A 16,965-nucleotide genomic window follows, 5' to 3' on the forward strand; every position below is an offset into this window, starting at 1 on the left:
TCCTTGTGACAATTTCACGGACCACGTCTGCAGGAGGCTGACAAGTACCCCGCCGACTGCTCCGGATCGTGCGTACGAACGGACGAGCGGGTCGCGGCCCACCCAGGCCGCTTGTATCATGTGATTGATACAAGCGAGGGAGGTCCGCATGCCGTGGGACAACGTGCTGGCGGTGGCGCTCTTCACCGGGCTGATCGGCCTGGCGGTCCTGATCGTGCTCTGGCCGGGTGAGAAGCACGGTAAACGCCTGCTCGAACGCTGGGGCGTCCCGGACCCGGACGCCGCCGAGGTGGCACTGGCCGTCCGGTACCTCAAGCGGCGCCGGATCTGGTACCCGTGGCTGTTCCTGGTCCTCCCGCCGGTCCTCGGCGACACCGGTGCCGGCACGATCTTCGCCACGCTGCTGCTCGGCGGCCTGATCGCCGAACTGTTCGCCCAGCGGCCCGCGCGGGGCCCGCGCCGCGAGGCCGAGCTCGCCCCGCGGACGCTGCTGGGCATCGTCCCGGCCTGGGCGCTGGTGCTCGGCGTGCTCGCCGCGGCCGGGTCGGTCGTGCACCTCGCGCTGACCGCACAGTGGCAGCTCCTGGCCGTGGCCGTGGGCACCGTCGTGCTCTGCTCGGCGATCACCCTGCTCGCCGTGCGCCGCCCGCCGGCCGGGGCGCCGCGGGCCGACGTGGCTTTGCGCTGCCGCAGCGCGCGGGTGGCGGTCGGGCTGGGCATCGGGGCGTGCGCCGCCCTCGGCTGGCCGGGCGGCGACTTCGTCTCGTTGGTGGTCGTGGTGGTCGGGCTGGCCGCGTTCCTCGCCGTCACCGCGCCGGTGAAACGGCAGCCGGCGGCCGCGTGAAGATCGTCGTCGACACGGAGAACGGGCTCGCGCCCTGGCGGCAGGTGCACGACCAGGTGATCCGCGCGGTGACGACGGGCGCGCTGCCCGAGGGGGCGCGGCTGCCGCCGATCCGCCAGCTGGCCCGGGACCTGGGACTGGCGTCCGGAACGGTGGCCCGCGCGTACCGCGAACTGGAGGCCGCGGGCTGGGTGGCGACGGCCCGGGCCCGCGGCACGGTCGTGACGATCCCGCCGACCCGGCCGGACCCCGCCACAGTGCTCCACACCTCCGCGACCGCGTACGCCACGCAGGCCCGGGACCTCGGCGCCGACCTCGCCACAGCCTTGGATGCGGTCCGCGCGGCCTACGAATCGTGAGCGAGCAGCCGTCCCACGGCCGCCAGCACCGGCTCCAGCACGGCGACCTCGGCGTAGGTGCCCACGCACTCCGTGATTCCCGCGCCGACGACGTCGTACGTGGCCAGGGCGTCGAGCGCCCTCACGAGCTGCGGGATGGTCCAGCCGTCCGGCTCCGGGTAGTTGAGGCCCGCGAACTCCGCCGGGTCGAGGACGTCGAGATCCACGTGCACGTACAGCTTTTCCACGCCCGCCAGGGCATCGACCGACGTGACCGCGAGCCCCCGCGAAACCGCCGCGTGTTCCTCCGGGTCGAACGCGCGCGTGCCCTGGAGGGCCACCCGGCCCGGTTCGAGAGCGGGCGAAGCCGCGAAGTCCGGATCGCCCTCGCCGAGCAGGGACCGCAGCACCATCCCGTGGAACGCGCCCGAGGGCGACGACTCCGCCGTGTTGAGGTCCGCGTGCGCGTCGAACCACACGACACCCAGGCCGGGCCCGTACCGGAACCGGGCCACGCCGATCGGGACCAGCTCGACACCGCAGTCGCCGCCGATCGTGAGCACCGGGCCGCCCGGCGCCTCGAGTGCGGCCAGCTGCGCCGCGCGGTTCGGCCCGGTCAGCACGGCCCGCGACGCGACGCCTTTGTCCACTTCGGACACTTCGCGCGTCTGCCGGACGTGGTGCACGGGCCGGCCGAGCACGTGCCCGGCCAGCTCCGCGAGCGCCAGGCAGCCGTCCGGCAGCTCCGCCGCCCGCGGTCCCACGGCGCCTTGGCGCTGCGGGACCGCGTTGACCAGCGTCATTCCAGGACGAGCAGGAGGTCGCCGCCCTCGACCTGCTGGACGGAGTTGATCGCCAGCCGGCCCACCTTGCCGCCGGCGGACGCCGTGATCGACGCCTCCATCTTCATCGCCTCGATGGTCGCGACGGTGGCGCCGGCCTCGACCGTGTCACCCTCGGAAACCTGCAGCGTGACGACCCCCGCGAACGGCGCCGCGACCTGCTTCGGGTTGCCCTTCTCCGCCTTCTCGGTCGCCGGGATGTCCGAGGCGATCGAGCGGTCGCGGATCTGGATCGGGCGCAGCTGGCCGTTGAGCGTAGACATCACCGTGCGGACGCCGCGTTCGTCGGCCTCGCCGATCGCCTCCAGCTCGATGAGCAGCCGCACGCCCGGCTCGAGGTCGACCTGGTACTCCTCCCCCGGCCGCAGCCCGTAGAAGTAGTCCTTGCTGGGCAGCACCGACGTGTCGCCGTAGGCCTCGCGGTGCGCCTCGAACTCCTTCGTCGGGCCGGGGAACAGCAGCCGGTTGAGCGTCCGGCGCGGTTCGTCCGCCAGGGCCGTCCGGTCCTCTTCGGACAGTTCGACGACCGGCTTCGCCGCCGCACGGCCTTCGAGGGCCTTGGTGCGGAACGGCTCCGGCCAGCCACCGGGCGGGTCGCCCAGCTCGCCGCGCAGGAAGCCGATCACCGAATCCGGGATGTCGAACTTGTTCGGCTCCGCCTCGAAGTCGGCCGGCGCGACGCCCGCGCCGACCAGGTGCAGCGCGAGGTCGCCGACGACCTTCGACGACGGCGTCACCTTCACCAGGTGCCCGAGGATCTTGTCCGCGGCCGCGTACATCGCCTCGATGTCCTCGAACCGGTCGCCCAGCCCCAGCGCGATGGCCTGCGTGCGCAGGTTCGACAGCTGCCCGCCCGGGATCTCGTGGTCGTAGACGCGCCCGGTGGGCGAGGCCAGCCCGGCCTCGAACGGCGCGTAGATCTTGCGCACGCTCTCCCAGTACGGCTCCAGGTCCCCGATCGCCCGCAGGTCCAGCCCGGTGGTCCGGGCGGAGTGGTCGGTGGCCGCCACGATCGACGACAGCGACGGCTGCGAGGTCGTGCCCGCCATCGACGACACCGCGCCGTCGACGGCGTCCGCGCCCGCGTTGATCGCCGCGAGGTAGGTGGCCAGCTGGCCGCCCGCGGTGTCGTGGGTGTGGATGTGCACCGGCAGGTCGAACTCCTTGCGCAGCGCGGTGACCAGCTTGGTCGCCGCGGGCGCGCGCAGCAGCCCGGCCATGTCCTTGATCGCCAGGACGTGCGCCCCGGCGCCGACGATCTGCTCGGCCAGCTTGAGGTAGTAGTCGAGCGTGTAGAGCTTCTCGCCCGGGTCGGACAGGTCCGAGGTGTAGCAGAGCGCCACCTCGGCGACCGCGGAGCCGGTCTCGCGCACGGCTTCGATGGCCGGGCGCATCTGCTCGACGTCGTTGAGCGCGTCGAAGATCCGGAAGATGTCGATGCCGGTCTTCGTCGCCTCTTCGACGAAGGCGGTGGTCACCTCCGTCGGGTATGGCGTGTACCCGACGGTGTTGCGCCCGCGCAGGAGCATCTGCAGGCAGATGTTCGGCACGGCCTCGCGCAGCGCCGCCAGCCGCTCCCACGGGTCCTCGGCGAGGAACCGCAGCGCGACGTCGTAGGTCGCGCCGCCCCAGCACTCCAGCGACAGCAGCTCGGGCAGCGTGTTCGCGACGACCGGCGCCACCGCGAGGAGGTCCTTCGTGCGGACGCGCGTGGCGAGCAGCGACTGGTGCGCGTCGCGGAACGTCGTGTCGGTGACGCCGATGTGCGGCGACTTCCGCAGCCACTCGGCGAACCCGGCCGGGCCCAGCTCGACGAGCTTCTGCTTCGAGCCCGGCGCCGGCTGCGCGTCCTTCGCGAGCTTCGGCAGCTTCAGCGTGGCGTCCGGGGTCTTCGGGCGCTCGCCGTGCGGCTTGTTGACCGTCTGGTCGGCGAGGTAGGTCAGCAGGCGCGTGCCGCGGTCGGCGGACTGCCGCGCGGTGAGCAGCTGCGGGCGCTCCTCGATGAACGACGTCGTGACGCGCCCGGCGCGGAAGTCCGGGTCGTCCAGAACCGCCTGCAGGAACGGGATGTTCGTGGCGACGCCGCGGATCCGGAACTCGGCCACGGCGCGGCGCGCGCGGCCGACGGCCGTCTTGAAGTCGCGGCCGCGGCAGGTGAGCTTCACCAGCAGCGAGTCGAAGTGGGCGCTGATCTCGGTGCCGGAGAAGGCGGTGCCGCCGTCGAGCCGGATGCCCGAGCCGCCCGGCGAGCGGTAGGCGGAGATCATCCCGGTGTCCGGGCGGAAGCCGTTGGCCGGATCTTCGGTGGTGATGCGGCACTGCAGGGCGGCGCCGCGCAGGTAGATCTTGTCCTGGCTCAGGCCGAGGTCGTCGAGGGTCTCGCCGGAGGCGATCCGCAGCTGCGACTGCACGAGGTCGACGTCGGTGACCTCTTCGGTGACCGTGTGCTCGACCTGGATGCGCGGGTTCATCTCGATGAAGACGTGGTTGCCCTGCTTGTCGAGCAGGAACTCGACGGTGCCGGCGTTGCGGTAGCCGATCTGCTTCGCGAACTTGACGGCGTCCGCGCAGATCCGGTCGCGCAGCTCGGGGTCGAGGTTCGGCGCCGGGGCCAGCTCGACGACCTTCTGGTGGCGCCGCTGCACCGAGCAGTCGCGCTCGTAGAGGTGGATGATGTTGCCCGCGCCGTCGGCGAGGATCTGCACCTCGATGTGCCGCGGCTCGACGACGGCCTTCTCCAGGAAGACGGTCGGGTCGCCGAAGGCGGACTCGGCTTCGCGCGCGGCGGCCTCGATGGACTCGCGCAGCTGGGCGGGGTCCTCGACCCGGCGCATGCCGCGCCCGCCACCGCCGGCGACGGCCTTCACGAACACCGGGAAGCCCAGCTCCTCGGCCGCGGCGACCAACTGGTCGACGTCGCTGGAGGGCTCCGACGACCCGAGCACCGGCACGCCGGCCTCGCGCGCGGCCTTGACCGCGCGGGCCTTGTTGCCGGTGAGTTCGAGGATCTCGGCGCTGGGCCCGACGAAGGTGATCCCCGCTTCCTCGCAGGCGCGCGCGAGGTCGGGGTTCTCGGAGAGGAAGCCGTACCCGGGGTAGACGGCGTCGGCCTTCGCCTTCTTCGCGGCGGCGACGATCTCGTCGACCGAGAGGTACGCGCGCACGGGGTGACCGGGTTCGCCGATCTCGTACGCCTCGTCGGCCTTCAGCCGGTGCAGCGAGTTGCGGTCTTCGTGCGGGAACACGGCGACCGTCCCCGCGCCCAGTTCGTAGCCGGCGCGGAACGCTCGGATCGCGATCTCCCCGCGGTTGGCCACCAGCACCTTGCGGAACATGCCCGGTCCTTCCCATTTGGATCGGTAAGTCAACGCACGTTACCCGGTTCTTCCCGCTCTGCGGGAGTTCAGTCCCGGGTGATGGACATCATGCGCCGCGAAGGGTTGGCCGGGAGCGCGTCTGGGCAGCTTCTCAGGATCCAGGCGGGGCGTAAAGCAGCCGGTTGGCCGTGCCCTCCGGGACACCCTGCAGCACGTTCGGCGTCGCCGCCTGAACAAGCGCTTGGTCCACCTGGTCGGGCGTCGCTTCCGGGTGCTGGGCGCGGTAGATCGCCGCCACTCCCGCCGCGAACGCCGCCGCCACCGAGGTGCCGGATTCCGGGCCCGCGCCGGTGCCGCCCGCGATCGGGCTCGGGACGTCGACACCCGGTGCGTACAGGTCGACGTCCTGGCCGAAGTTCGACGCCTTGTCCGGGTGGTCCTGGGCGTCGGTCGCCCCGACGGTCAGCGCCTCGGGGACCCGGCCCGGGGAGAACCCGCTCGCGTCGGCCGTCTCGCTCCCGGCCGGGACGGCGATCGGGACCACCGCGGCCAGGCGCTTCACGGCCGCGTCGAGCTGGTCGTTGGGGACGCCGCCGATGCCCAGCACGGCGACCGCCGGCTGCTGGGCGTTCTGCGCGACCCAGTCGAGCCCGGCGATGATCTGGTCGGTGGCGCCGCCGCCGTCCTTGTCGAGCACGCGCACGGGCACGATCTGCGCCCCCTTCGCGACGCCGTAGTCCTTGCCCGCGGCGATCCCGGCGAGGCGGGTGCCGTGGCCGTTGGTGTCGGCGGTGTCCGAGCCGCCGGCGAGGAAGTCCCGGCCGGGCGCGACCCGGCCCTGGAAGTCGGGGTGCTTCGCGTCGACGCCGCTGTCGATGACGTAAATCGAGACGCCCGAGGCGTCGTTCGCGTAGTGGTAGGCGTGGTCCTGCCCGGTCCGCTGGTCGATCCGGTCGAGCCCCCAGCTGGGCGGATCGACCTGGACCCCGCCCGCCGCCGTCTGCCCGGCGAGCACGGTGGCCACGGCCGCGAGAAGCATCTTCATGATCGTCGTGGTACCCCGGGGGCCCGGCGGCGACAACTCAGGGCTGTCGCCCGTTCGGCTGATTCCGGATTCCCCAGACGACGACGAGCGCCCCGAGCAGCACGAGACCGACCGTCGCGATCACCTGCCCCGCGACGGTCAGCGAGGAGTCGTAGAACAGCGGCGCGAAGGTCGGCCCGAGCACGCCGGCCAGGCCGAGCGTCCCCGCGGCCAGCACGGCGACGGCGGCCCGCCGCGGACGCAGTGCGGCGGCGAAAACGGGCAGCGCGAGGGCGAGCAGCGCACCGAGGACGTAGTAGGCGGCCGCCCGTCCGGCATCGCTGTCGTCGTAGACGGCGAGTTCGGAGAGCTGGGTGATCCACCCGGCCGCGATCCCGGCTCCGAGCACGATCGCCGTCCAGGCTTCCCAGCGTCGCGGCTTGCCGAACGACGCGGCGGAACTCCGGCGCAGGGCGGCCAGCGCACACCCGCCGGCGACGACCAGCCCGGTGTGGGCGATCAGTTCGAAGGCGAACCCGGCGTTCAGGTTGGTCGAGCTGTGCTGGGACAGGGTGACGAATTCGCCGAGGAACCGCAGGAAGCCGAACGACGCGGCGAAGCCGGTACCGAGCACGAGCGCGGGCCCGACGCGTCTCCGGGTGCGGGGAACGAGCGTGAGGATGCCGGCGAGGAGCGCACAGGCCGCGACGACCCCGACGTAGACGGGCATGCCGGGGCGGTAGGAGGCCAGGTTGTACTCGTCGTAGCGGTAGTTCAGGCCCATGCCGCTGACGGCGAAGACCGCACCCCCGATGGCCAGGATGGCGGCGGTCCCGGCAACGGGATCCGCTGCGGTTTCGCGGGCACCGGTCGCCGGTTTTTCGGCGGCTTCCGAGGCGGCCGGGGAATCCTCGGCCGGCTCAGGTGCGACGGCCGCGGGCTCACGGTGCCCGGCGACCGGCCCGGGCGACTTCACGACCGGACCGGACGCCCCGGACTCGGGCGGCTTCGGCCTGGGCTCCGGGACCAGCTCGGCCGCCGGAGCCGGTTCAGTCACCGCCTCCGGCGCGGTCGCCTGCTCCGGCCTGGGTTCGGGGATCAACTCGCCTGCCAGCTCCGGCCCAGCCGCGGCCTCGCCTGCCAGCTCCGGCCCAGCCGCAGCCTCGCCTCCCCGCTCCGCCGCAGCCGCAGCCTCGCCCGCCCGCTCCGGCCCAGACGCAGCCTCGCCCGCCCGCTCCGGTCCAGCCGCAGCCTCGCCTCCCCGCTCCACCCCAGCCGCAGCCTCGCCCGCCCGCTCCACCCCAGCCGCAGCTTCGCCCGCCCGCTCCACCCCAGCTACTGCCTCGCCCGCCCGCGCCGACCCAGCCATCGGCTCCGACTCGGCTGACTGCCCTTGCTCGGCCACCGGCTCCCGGTCCGATTCGGACTCGCCTGCCGACTCCCCATCCGGCTCCGGTGCGATGACCGGCTCCGGCTCGGCCTCGATCTCCACCTCCACCACCACGTCACCGGTCGGCCCGGTGACCACCACCTTCCCCCGCCGCACCCCTGCCGGCCCCGCCGCGACCGACAGCGAGGCTCCCGAAGCCGTCTCCGCCACCTCGATCCACGCGTGCGAGGCCTCGAACCGCACCTCCCGGGCCACCGGCGGCCCCACCGCCCGCAAAGCCGCCGAAGCCACCGAGCCCGCCGCCGCCGACAACCGCACCACCGACGGTTCCACCCGCACCACCGCGAAACCCATCGCCTCGGAAGCCGCCGCCGCGACGTGCTCGATGTCCGTCGCCGCCATCGAGCGAAGTGCCTCGAACGCGCCCATCGCCACCGGGAGGTTGCCGCTGGAGAGGCGACGGCGCAGTTCCGCCACCGCGCCCAGCCGGGTGAACGGGTTCTCCGCGCCGATCGCCGCCGCCAGATCGGGTGGGATCGGGGACGGCTTGATGCGGCGGCGCCGGCTCTTCGCCAGGTACAGCTCGCCCTGCATCTCGATGTCGCGGCTCGGCGTCTGCTTCGGGTTGCGTTCGCGGACGCGGTCGAACAGGTACTCGTACAACTCCCCCAGCGCAATCCAGCCGTCTTCGTCGCGGTCCGCCTCGCCCGTGCGCAGGCCCTCCACCAGCGCCGACGTGAACACCGACGGCCGCGCCGGGCCGTCCGAAGCCAGCGCTGCTCCCTCGAAGGCGTACTCGATCGAGTTCGACGCCGTGATGACCGCGCGGCCGCGGCCGCCGCGGAAGCTGTCCAGCACGTTCGCGTCGCCCGACGCACGCACCGCCACGCCCTGGCCGAACGCGCCGCCGTAACAACAGTCCAGCAGCAGGACGATGCTGCGCGAACGGCTTTGGCGGATGCACTGCTGCACGAAGTCCGCGGGCACCGCCGTGGACCGCAGGCGGTCCGGGCGGGTGTTGCGGGCCGCGAAGTACAGCCCGCCCGCGTCGTCCTTCAGGCCGTGGCAGGAAAAGTGCAGCAGCAGGACGTCGTCCGGGCGGCCCTCGGCGCACAGGTCTTCGATTTCGCCCTGCACGACGTGCGACGCTTCGTTGCGGACGACGCGCACCTCGAAGTCGCTGATCGTGCGGTCGGCGAGCACCCCGGCCAGGGCGTCCGCGTCCGCCGCGGGTGAGCCCAGCTGCTGCAACCCCGCGTTGTCGTACTCGCCGTTGGCAACGATCAGCGCCCGCCTCCGCCCGGCCATACCGGGTAGAAAACGCCCGGAATCGCGGTGCGGCAAGCAGCCGAATGGGCACACCTATTCAGCAGCGGAATGGTAAATCGTTTCCTGCCCTTTCAGGCAGACCACCGCGTCGAACGCGGCCGCGACGTCCACCGAGGGCGTCATGTGCGCGTGCCGGATGCTCGACGCCGCCGGGTGCGCGACCACGCACGGGGCCCGAGCGGCCAGCATCGCCTCGACGCTGCCGTCCGCGGGTGCCGCCAATGCCTGTTCGAACATGCGGAACCCGAGCGGGGCTTCCGCGTCGGGCGCGAGACCGGTGGTCGTCCCCGAAACCGCGGTCAAGGCGAGCGCGAAATAGCGGTCGCCCAGTTCGGCGGCCAGGTGCGTGCCCGCCGACGGCGCCGTCATCCCCGGCATCGGCGAGAACGGCACACGCTGGAGGTGTCCGTTGTGGAGCATCAGCACGATCTTCTCGCCCGGGTGGAGCCGCCGCAGCAGCCGGACCGTCGCCGCCATGTACGTGTCGCGCGACGAACTCTGCGGCTCCGGCGCGCGGCCGGCCATCAGCGCGTCCAGCTCCCGCAGGTACAGGTCGACGCGCAGCGCGCCCTCCGCGTGGTGCGCAGCCTCGGGCGCCAGCGACTCGACATGTCCTTTGAGGACGGTCAGCGCGACCGTCGCCGCATCACGCGCTTCCGCGCTCATCGCGCCGTACCGCCCCGGCGCTACAGCGCTGCTCACCGACGCGTACGGCTCACACGCCGCCAGTGCGGCGTCCACAAGGGACACATTGGCGGGATCCACCCGCGACAGGACTTCGCGGACCGCCTCCAGCGAAGGCACCGGCGACCCCGCCGAACTCGGCAGGTCGAGCCCGGAGAACCGGACGCCGCGCCCCCGCAGCCACGTCAGCATCGAGTGGACCTCGGCCGAGTCGCCGAGCCCGAACGTGAAGCCCTCCCGGGCGACGTCGGCGACTTCGCCCGGGCCGCCGGACAGCCACGCGTCGACCAGGTGCCCTTCGGGAAACCCGCCTTCGAACCCGAGAACGGTGAACCCGCGTTCGGTCACGAGGTGCCGCAGCAGGCGGTCGCGCAGCGCCCCGAACTCCCGGATGTGATGGTTGTTCTCACCGATGGCGACGACCTCGGCGTCGCCGATCAGCTCGGCGACGGACGCGACGATGGACTCGGTTTCTGACATACTGAGCACACTAACGCAACAGGAGTAGCAGTTGGCAACCGAGATTTCCGGCACGAGACGGCCGGGCGGCCGCACCGAGCGGACTCGCCTCGCCGCGCTGAACGCCACCCTCGAGCTGCTCGGCGAGCGCGGGTACGCCGAGCTGACGGTCGAGGCGGTCGCCGAACGCTCCGGCGTGCACAAGACGACGCTCTACCGCCGGTGGGAGTCCGCCGAAGGCCTGGTCGCGGCCGCTTTGCTGATGGGCACCGAGCAGCCGTGGACCGCGCCGGACACCGGGTCCCTGGAGGGCGACCTGCGCGAGGTCAACCTGGAGCTGGTGCACTACTTCACCTCGCCGGGCGAGCGCGAGCTGCCGACGGCGTCGATCTCGGCGGCCTTCCTCTCCGCGAGAGCGGCGGACGCCCTGCGCGAGTTCTACGTCGACCGCCACGCCCGCTCGGCCGCGATCGTGGAGCGGGCCGTCGAGCGCGGCGAAGTCCCGGCGGGCACCGACGCGGTCGAGGTCGTGCGCGTCGCGTGCGGGCCGATCTTCTACCGCCTGTTCGTTTCGCGGGAAGGCGTGACGCCGAAAGACGCGGGCTTGGCCGCGAAAGCCGCCGCGGCCGCCGCGAAAGCCGGCGTGTTCACGGCAGCGGACGCCGGAACCGCGTCTCCTCGAGCGTGACGCGGCCGTCGTCGACCGTTTCGGTCTGGGTGACGCCGTCGTCGACCCAGCCCTGCCGGACGTAGAAGGCCTTCGCGCGCTCGTTCGTCGAGAGCACCCACAGGACGGCGCTGTCGCCGGACATCTCCTCGACGACGCGGTCGTGCAGCGCCCGGCCGAGGCCGCGTCCCCAGTACTCCGGCAGCAGGTACAGCGCGAAGAGCCGGCCGGGACCGAACGCCGCGAAGCCCGCGATGACGCCGTCTTCCTCGGCGACCAGCACCGGGTTGCCCTCTCCGATGAGCCGGGCCCACGACGTCGCGCGCGCCTGCGCCGAGAGGCCGGCGAGGAAGTCCGCCGGGATCAGCCCGTCGTAGGCCGCCTGCCACGACCGCACGTGGACCTCGCCGATCGCCGCGGCGTCGGCGGCCGTCGCCGGGCGGATCAACTCTTCTCCAGGTACTCCGCGCGCTCGACGTCGACGACGTCGGCGACCATCTGCGCCAGCCCGCGGTACTTCTTCAGGTCCGGGTCCTTCTCGACGATCTCCTGGGCGCTGGCCCGCGACGCGGCGATGACGTCCTCGTCGCGCAGCAGCGACAGCAGCTTGAGCCCGGACCGCTTGCCGGACTGCGCGGCGCCGAGGATGTCGCCCTCGCGGCGCAGCTCCAGGTCGAGGCGGGACAGCTCGAAGCCGTCCGTGGTCGACTCGACCGCGGCCAGCCGTTCGCGGGTCGCCGTGCCGTCGAGGGCCTCGGTGACCAGCAGGCACAGCCCCGGCACGCTGCCCCGGCCGACGCGGCCGCGCAGCTGGTGCAGCTGGCTGACGCCGAACCGGTCGGCGTCCATGATCACCATCGCCGTGGCGTTCGGGACGTTGACGCCGACCTCGATCACCGTGGTCGCGACGAGGACGTCGAGCTTCCCCGCCGAGAACGCGCGCATCACCGCGTCCTTTTCGTCGGGCGGCATCCGGCCGTGCAGCACGCCGATCTTCAGCCCCTGCAGCGCACCGTGCTCCAGGTCGGGCGCGACGTCGAGCACCGCGAGCGGCGGCCGCTTGTCGCTCTTGTCCGACGGCGGCTCGTCGCCGATCCGCGGGCACACGACGTAGCCCTGGTGCCCCTTGCCGACCTCTTCGCGGACGCGCTGCCAGATCCGGTCGAACCAGGCGGGTTTCTCCGCGACCGGGACCACCGTCGTCGAGATCGGCGAGCGCCCGACCGGCATCTCGCGCAGCGCCGAGACCTCGAGGTCGCCGTACACGGTCATCGCGACCGTGCGCGGGATCGGCGTCGCCGTCATGACCAGCACGTGCGGGCTGGTGTCGCCGGCGCCGCGGGTGCGCAGCGCGTCCCGCTGCTCGACGCCGAAGCGGTGCTGCTCGTCGACGACGGCGAGGCCGAGGTCGGCGAACTCGACGTGGTCCTGGATCAGCGCGTGCGTGCCGACGACGATGCCGGCCTCGCCGCTGACGATCTCCAGCAGCGCCTTCTTGCGCTCCTTCGCGCCCATCGACCCGGTGAGCAGCGTGACGCGGGTGGCGTTGTCCGCCGCGCCCAGCTCGCCCGCCTGGCCGAGGTCGCCGAGCATTTCCCGCAGCGACCGGGCGTGCTGGGCGGCGAGGACCTCGGTCGGGGCCAGCATCGCGGTCTGCCGCCCGTTGTCGACGACCTGCAGCATCGCCCGCAGCGCGACGATCGTCTTGCCGGAGCCCACCTCGCCCTGCAGCAGCCGGTTCATCGGGTGTTCGGAGGCGAGGTCCGCGGCGATCTCGTCGCCGATCGCCTGCTGGCCCGCGGTCAGGTCGAAGGGCAGCCGCTTGTCGAAGGCGTCCATCAACCCGCCGCTGACGTGCGGGTTCGGCTTCGCCGGCCGCGAGATGGCCGAGTGGCGTCGCTGCGCGAAGATCAGCTGGACGGCCATGGCCTCGTCCCACTTGAGCCGCTTCTTCGACGCCTCGAGGTGCGCCCAGTTGCTCGGACGGTGGATGCCGTGCAGCGCGGTGTCGAGGTCGGACAGCTTGTGCAGCCGCCGCAGCTCGGCCGGCATCGGGTCTTCGTCGACTTCGAGGACGTCGAGCACCTGGCGCACGCACTTGGCGATCGACCAGGTCGGCATGCCCTGCGCCGCCGGGTAGACCGGGATGATCGCGGCGAGGAAGTCGTCCATCGCCTCGTCGGCGCGGTCGGCCTCGAACAGCTCGTACTCGGGGTTGGTCAGCTGCAGCGTGTCGCGGAAGGCGGACACCTTGCCGGCGAACAGGCCGGTCTTGCCGGGGACGAGGTCCTTCTCGCGCCAGGCCTGGTTGAAGAACGCGCAGGTGAGACGCCGTTTTCCGTCGGTGATCACCATGTCGAGGATGGTCCCGTTGCGGGACTTCATCCGCCGCTTGCTCACCTTCTCGATGCGCGCCAGCACGGTCGCGTGCTCGCCCAGCTCGAGGCCGGCGATGTCGGTGAGCTCGCCCCGCTCGGCGTAGCGGCGCGGGTAGTGGCGCAGCAGGTCGCTGACCGTCTCGATGTCCAGCGAGGTGGCGAGCGCCTTGGCTGTCTTGGCGCCCAGCAGCAGCGGCAGCTTGTCGCGCAGTCCGGCCATCGGCTATTCGACTCCCATCAGCAGCACGGCGTCCGCCTGGCCACTGGCGTAGCTGGTCAGCTCCACCTCCGGGTGCTCCAGCCGCAGCTGCTCCGCGAGCTCGCCGGTGACCCCGGGCGGGGCGGCGGCCCCGCTCAGCACCGTCACCAGCTCGCCGCCGAGCGCCAGCATCCGGTTCAGCACGTTCATCGCGGCCGCGACCAGGTTCGTCTCCGACGCCGGCGCCGGCTCGATCAGCACCACCTCGTCGTCGACCAGGCCGACCACGTCACCGGACTGGGCCCGGCCCACCCAGGTTAGCGACTCCTCCTGCGCGATCCGCAGTTCGCCACGCCTGGTCGCGGCGGCCGCTTCGGCCATCGCGACGACGTCGTCGTTGGTGCGGCGCCCGGCGTCGTGCACGGCGAGCGCGGCGAGCACCTGCACCGGCGAGACGCACGGGATGACGACCACGTCGCGGTCGCCGGCCATGGCGTGCCCGGCCGCCGTGTCGACCGCCGCGGTGAGCGCGACGCCGCCCGGAAGCACCGTGACGTGCCGCCCGGCGGCCTCGTTGAGCAGGCTGATCACGTCCTCGACGCTGGGGGTCTCGCCCTCGGGCACGGCCAGCACCGGGATGCTCTCGGCGCGCAGCAGCTCGGCCAGCGGGCCGCCGTGCACGACGGCGACGACCGTGCGGTCGATCCCGCCGCCGGGCTCGATCGGCGTCGGCGTGAGCAACGGCTCGACGCGGATCTTGCGCGGCCGGCCGAGCGCGAGCCCGGCCTCGATGGCGGCGCCGATGTCGGCGCAGTGGACGTGCACCGCGTGGCTGCCCGAGCCGTCACCGGCCACCGTGACGCTGTCTCCGAGGCCGCTCAGCTCCTTGCGCAGCGTCGGCAGGCCCTGCTCGTCGACGCCGTCGAGGAGGTACATGACCTCCCAGGCGTAGGCCTCGGCCTGCGGGATCGCGTGCACCTCGAGGGCGTGCTCCTGCTCGATCGCGGCCCCGGTGAGCACGCCGACCAGGGCGTCGAGCACGGCGACGAGCCCGCGGGCCCCGGCGTCGACGACTCCCGCCTTGGCCAGCGCGGGCAGCTGCAGGGGCGTCTTCTCGAGGGCGTGCGCGGCCTCGTGCGCCGCCTCCCGGGCGACTTCGCCGAGGCTTCGGGTGTCGCCGCGGACGGCCGTCGCGACGGCGTGCAGGACGGTGAGGATCGTCCCGGCGACCGGACGGCTCACGGCCCCGGTGGCGACCTCGTCGGCGTGGCCCAGCGCCGCGGCCAGCCACGGGCCGTCGAGGTCGCCTTCGGCCCGGTCGGCCAGCCCGCGCACGACCTGGGACAGGATCACCCCGGAGTTGCCCTTGGCGGACGCGACCGCGCCGCGCGCGAGGACCTTCAGCGCTTCGGCGGCGTCCTTCGGTTGCGCGGCTTCGAGTTCCTTCGCCGCGCCGGTCATCGTGAAGAGCATGTTGGAGCCGGTGTCGGAGTCCGCGACGGGGTACACGTTGATCTCGTCGATGGCCGGCCGCAGGCTCGCGAGACTGCGCACGCAGCCCGTCGCCCAGGCCGACACCGCCGCCGTGTCCAGCACCCGCACCCCGTAACCTCCTGACCGGTCCCCGGGCAGCGTATCGACCCGGTGCCGGGGCCCTCGATCGCAGTAGTTACTATGGTCGAGTTGCCCAGTGCATCTGGGCTCATTTCTATGACCCAGATCCAAAGGAGTTCGACGTGGCTGCCGTGTGCGACGTCTGTGGCAAGGGACCCGGCTTCGGCAAGTCGGTCTCGCACTCCCACCGCCGTACCAACCGCCGGTGGAACCCGAACATCCAGACCGTCCACGCCAAGGTGGGTGTGTCCCAGCGCAAGCGCCTGAACGTGTGCACCTCCTGCATCAAGGCGGGCAAGGTCGTTCGAGGCTGAGGCCGCGAAGTTGGGTGGCGGGTGCTCTCCGGAGCACCCGCCATTTTCATGCCCTACTTCAGGAAGCCGGTCAGCAGGTCCTTCAGCGTCTCCGGGAACTGGAGCACGCCGTGGTCCTGCCCGTCGAGGGTCTCGTGCCGGGCGCCGGGGATCGCCCCGGCGGCCGCGCGGGCGCCCGCCTGCAGGGTCTCCGGGCTCGCGCCGCCGCCGATCACCAACGCCGGGGCCGTGATCCGGGCCAGGTTTTCGCGGCGGATGCGGCCGCCGGGGCCGCAGATCTCCAGGTCGTACGGGAGCGTGTGCGCCAGGGCCGTGAACCAGCCCCACACCGGCGCCTGCTTCATCCCGTCGATCATCTCTTCCGGCGTGCCCGCGACCACCAGGAACGTCGCCACGGCGCCGTCCCGGTCGCCCGACGCCAGCTGGGCGCGCACCTTGTCCAGGACGTCGGGCCGCGGGTGCTCGTCGGTCGCGTACGGCGGCTCGTACGCGACCACGCGCTCGATCGCCAGGCCCGCGGCCGCGGCTTCCAGGGCCAGGATCGCGCCCGACGAGTGGCCGAACACCGACGCCGAGCCGCCCGCGTGCTCGATCAGGGCCGCGATGTCCTCGATCTCGCGGTCCATCGCGTACGAGGACGCGTCCGTGCTGTCGCCGCGGCCGCGCCGGTCGTAAGCGATCGTCGTGAAGTCGCCGGCCAGCACTTCGGCCAGGCCCGCGACGGTGGTCCGGTCGTTGAACGCGCCGCCCACCAGGATCACCGGCGCGCCCGCGCCGCGCTGCTCGAGGTGGATGGTCGTGCCGTCGGCCGAGGTGACGTCCATGGTTTCCTCCAAAGGGTTCACCCCCTGGTCGGAGCCGTCACGCCGATCCGGACACGCGACCTCAGGGAAGTTTCCAGTCGACCGGTGCCGCGCCCTGCTGCTCCAGCAGCTGGTTGGCCCGGCTGAACGGGCGGGACCCGAAGAAGCCGTTGTGCGCCGAGAGCGGGCTGGGGTGCGCCGACTCGATGCAGGGAACGTCGCCCAGCATCGGCCGGAGGTTACGCGCGTTGCGGCCCCAGAGGATCGCCACCATCGGCTCCGACCGGGCCGCGAGGGCCTTGATCGCCTGCTCGGTGACCTCTTCCCAGCCCTTGCCCTGGTGCGAGTTCGACTTCCCCGGCTGCACGGTCAGGGCCCTGTTGAGCAGCAGCACGCCCTGCTCGGCCCACGGCGTCAGGTCGCCGTTCGACGGCAGCGGGTGCCCGAGGTCGTCGGCGTACTCCTTGTAGATGTTGACCAGGCTCTTCGGGATCGGCCGGACGTCCGGCGCCACCGAAAAGCTCAGTCCCACCGCGTGCCCGGGCGTCGGGTACGGGTCCTGCCCCACGATCAGCACGCGCACGTCGTGGAACGGCTGCTTGAACGCCCGCAGCACGTGCTCACCCGCCGGCAGGTAGGTACGGCCCGCGGCGATCTCCGCGCGGAGGAACTCCCCCATCGCGGCGACCTGCGGCGCCACCGGTTCGAGGGCTCGCGCCCAGCCTGCCTCGACGATGTCCTGCAGCGGTCGTGCGGTCACGGC

Annotated in this window: 14 protein-coding genes; 4 read left to right on the forward strand and 10 right to left on the reverse strand. The window is 72.6% G+C overall.

The window, feature by feature from the left end; all coding sequences use genetic code 11:
* The first annotated feature begins 148 nt into the window (after positions 1 to 148).
* Both ACWEN0_RS19425 and ACWEN0_RS19430 read left to right on the forward strand, forming a co-directional pair.
* Positions 149 to 844, forward strand: coding sequence for a hypothetical protein (locus ACWEN0_RS19425; RefSeq protein ID WP_451974986.1), 696 nt, complete (start codon positions 149 to 151; stop codon positions 842 to 844).
* Positions 841 to 1,203: a GntR family transcriptional regulator gene (locus tag ACWEN0_RS19430; protein ID WP_451974988.1), complete on the forward strand. Its 363-nt coding sequence runs from the start codon at positions 841 to 843 to the stop codon at positions 1,201 to 1,203. The genes ACWEN0_RS19425 and ACWEN0_RS19430 overlap by 4 nt, the downstream gene beginning before the upstream one ends.
* Here the strand turns inward: ACWEN0_RS19430 and ACWEN0_RS19435 are convergent.
* The 5 genes from ACWEN0_RS19435 to ACWEN0_RS19455 all read right to left on the reverse strand — a co-directional run bounded on the left by ACWEN0_RS19435 (position 1,191) and on the right by ACWEN0_RS19455 (position 10,248).
* Positions 1,191 to 1,985 (reverse strand): arginase family protein, encoded by a 795-nt coding sequence (locus ACWEN0_RS19435; RefSeq protein WP_451974990.1) that lies wholly within the window; start codon positions 1,983 to 1,985, stop codon positions 1,191 to 1,193. The two genes, ACWEN0_RS19430 and ACWEN0_RS19435, sit on opposite strands and share 13 nt — an antisense overlap.
* Positions 1,982 to 5,359, reverse strand: coding sequence for a pyruvate carboxylase (locus ACWEN0_RS19440; protein WP_451974992.1), 3,378 nt, complete (start codon positions 5,357 to 5,359; stop codon positions 1,982 to 1,984). Before ACWEN0_RS19440 ends, ACWEN0_RS19435 begins: the two co-directional genes overlap by 4 nt.
* Positions 5,360 to 5,492: 133 nt before the next feature.
* The gene (locus tag ACWEN0_RS19445; RefSeq protein WP_451975205.1) at positions 5,493 to 6,380 is read right to left on the reverse strand and encodes a S8 family peptidase; all 888 of its coding nucleotides are present in this window, start codon (positions 6,378 to 6,380) and stop codon (positions 5,493 to 5,495) included.
* A gap of 43 nt (positions 6,381 to 6,423) precedes the next feature.
* Positions 6,424 to 9,063 (reverse strand): caspase, EACC1-associated type, encoded by a 2,640-nt coding sequence (locus tag ACWEN0_RS19450; protein WP_451974994.1) that lies wholly within the window; start codon positions 9,061 to 9,063, stop codon positions 6,424 to 6,426.
* Between the two features lie 54 nt (positions 9,064 to 9,117).
* A complete protein-coding gene (locus ACWEN0_RS19455) occupies positions 9,118 to 10,248 on the reverse strand; it encodes an erythromycin esterase family protein (RefSeq protein WP_451974996.1) in 1,131 nt (376 codons plus the stop codon).
* Positions 10,249 to 10,279: 31 nt separating this feature from the next.
* On the opposite strand from ACWEN0_RS19455, the gene ACWEN0_RS19460 reads away from it, so the two are divergent.
* On the forward strand, positions 10,280 to 10,915 hold the full coding sequence (locus ACWEN0_RS19460) for a TetR/AcrR family transcriptional regulator (protein ID WP_451974998.1): 636 nt from the start codon (positions 10,280 to 10,282) through the stop codon (positions 10,913 to 10,915).
* Here ACWEN0_RS19460 and ACWEN0_RS19465 read toward each other — a convergent pair.
* From ACWEN0_RS19465 to ACWEN0_RS19475, 3 genes are read right to left on the reverse strand one after another with little or no spacing between them, the layout of a single operon-like run.
* Positions 10,875 to 11,342: an N-acetyltransferase family protein gene (locus ACWEN0_RS19465; RefSeq protein ID WP_451975000.1), complete on the reverse strand. Its 468-nt coding sequence runs from the start codon at positions 11,340 to 11,342 to the stop codon at positions 10,875 to 10,877. The two genes, ACWEN0_RS19460 and ACWEN0_RS19465, sit on opposite strands and share 41 nt — an antisense overlap.
* Positions 11,339 to 13,492, reverse strand: a complete 2,154-nt coding sequence (recG, locus tag ACWEN0_RS19470; RefSeq protein WP_451975002.1) for an ATP-dependent DNA helicase RecG — start codon at positions 13,490 to 13,492, stop codon at positions 11,339 to 11,341. The genes ACWEN0_RS19465 and recG overlap by 4 nt, the downstream gene beginning before the upstream one ends.
* A gap of 3 nt (positions 13,493 to 13,495) precedes the next feature.
* Positions 13,496 to 15,073, reverse strand: a complete 1,578-nt coding sequence (locus ACWEN0_RS19475; RefSeq protein ID WP_451975004.1) for a DAK2 domain-containing protein — start codon at positions 15,071 to 15,073, stop codon at positions 13,496 to 13,498.
* Positions 15,074 to 15,207: 134 nt separating this feature from the next.
* Here ACWEN0_RS19475 and rpmB point away from each other — a divergent pair, with 134 nt between their 5' ends.
* The gene (gene rpmB, locus ACWEN0_RS19480; RefSeq protein WP_003091970.1) at positions 15,208 to 15,399 is read left to right on the forward strand and encodes a 50S ribosomal protein L28; all 192 of its coding nucleotides are present in this window, start codon (positions 15,208 to 15,210) and stop codon (positions 15,397 to 15,399) included.
* 53 nt (positions 15,400 to 15,452) lie between these two features.
* Here the strand turns inward: rpmB and ACWEN0_RS19485 are convergent, their stop codons facing one another.
* Both ACWEN0_RS19485 and ACWEN0_RS19490 read right to left on the reverse strand, forming a co-directional pair.
* The gene (locus tag ACWEN0_RS19485) at positions 15,453 to 16,223 is read right to left on the reverse strand and encodes an alpha/beta fold hydrolase (RefSeq protein ID WP_451975006.1); all 771 of its coding nucleotides are present in this window, start codon (positions 16,221 to 16,223) and stop codon (positions 15,453 to 15,455) included.
* Between the two features lie 61 nt (positions 16,224 to 16,284).
* Positions 16,285 to 16,962, reverse strand: coding sequence for a uracil-DNA glycosylase (locus tag ACWEN0_RS19490; RefSeq protein ID WP_451975008.1), 678 nt, complete (start codon positions 16,960 to 16,962; stop codon positions 16,285 to 16,287).
* Positions 16,963 to 16,965 lie beyond the last annotated feature (3 nt).

The sequence above is a fragment of the Amycolatopsis sp. NPDC004378 genome, assembly GCF_053602455.1.

What these genes read in the sequence shown, in the direction of transcription:
- ACWEN0_RS19450 (WP_451974994.1), bottom strand. Translation starts at nt 9,063, where the DNA reads ATGGCCGGGCGGAGGCGGGCGCTGATCGTTGCCAACGGCGAGTACGAC.
- ACWEN0_RS19425 (WP_451974986.1), top strand. Translation starts at nt 149, where the DNA reads ATGCCGTGGGACAACGTGCTGGCGGTGGCGCTCTTCACCGGGCTGATC.
- ACWEN0_RS19485 (WP_451975006.1), bottom strand. Translation starts at nt 16,223, where the DNA reads ATGGACGTCACCTCGGCCGACGGCACGACCATCCACCTCGAGCAGCGC.
- ACWEN0_RS19455 (WP_451974996.1), bottom strand. Translation starts at nt 10,248, where the DNA reads ATGTCAGAAACCGAGTCCATCGTCGCGTCCGTCGCCGAGCTGATCGGC.
- recG (WP_451975002.1), bottom strand. Translation starts at nt 13,492, where the DNA reads ATGGCCGGACTGCGCGACAAGCTGCCGCTGCTGCTGGGCGCCAAGACA.
- ACWEN0_RS19435 (WP_451974990.1), bottom strand. Translation starts at nt 1,985, where the DNA reads ATGACGCTGGTCAACGCGGTCCCGCAGCGCCAAGGCGCCGTGGGACCG.
- ACWEN0_RS19445 (WP_451975205.1), bottom strand. Translation starts at nt 6,380, where the DNA reads ATGCTTCTCGCGGCCGTGGCCACCGTGCTCGCCGGGCAGACGGCGGCG.
- ACWEN0_RS19440 (WP_451974992.1), bottom strand. Translation starts at nt 5,359, where the DNA reads ATGTTCCGCAAGGTGCTGGTGGCCAACCGCGGGGAGATCGCGATCCGA.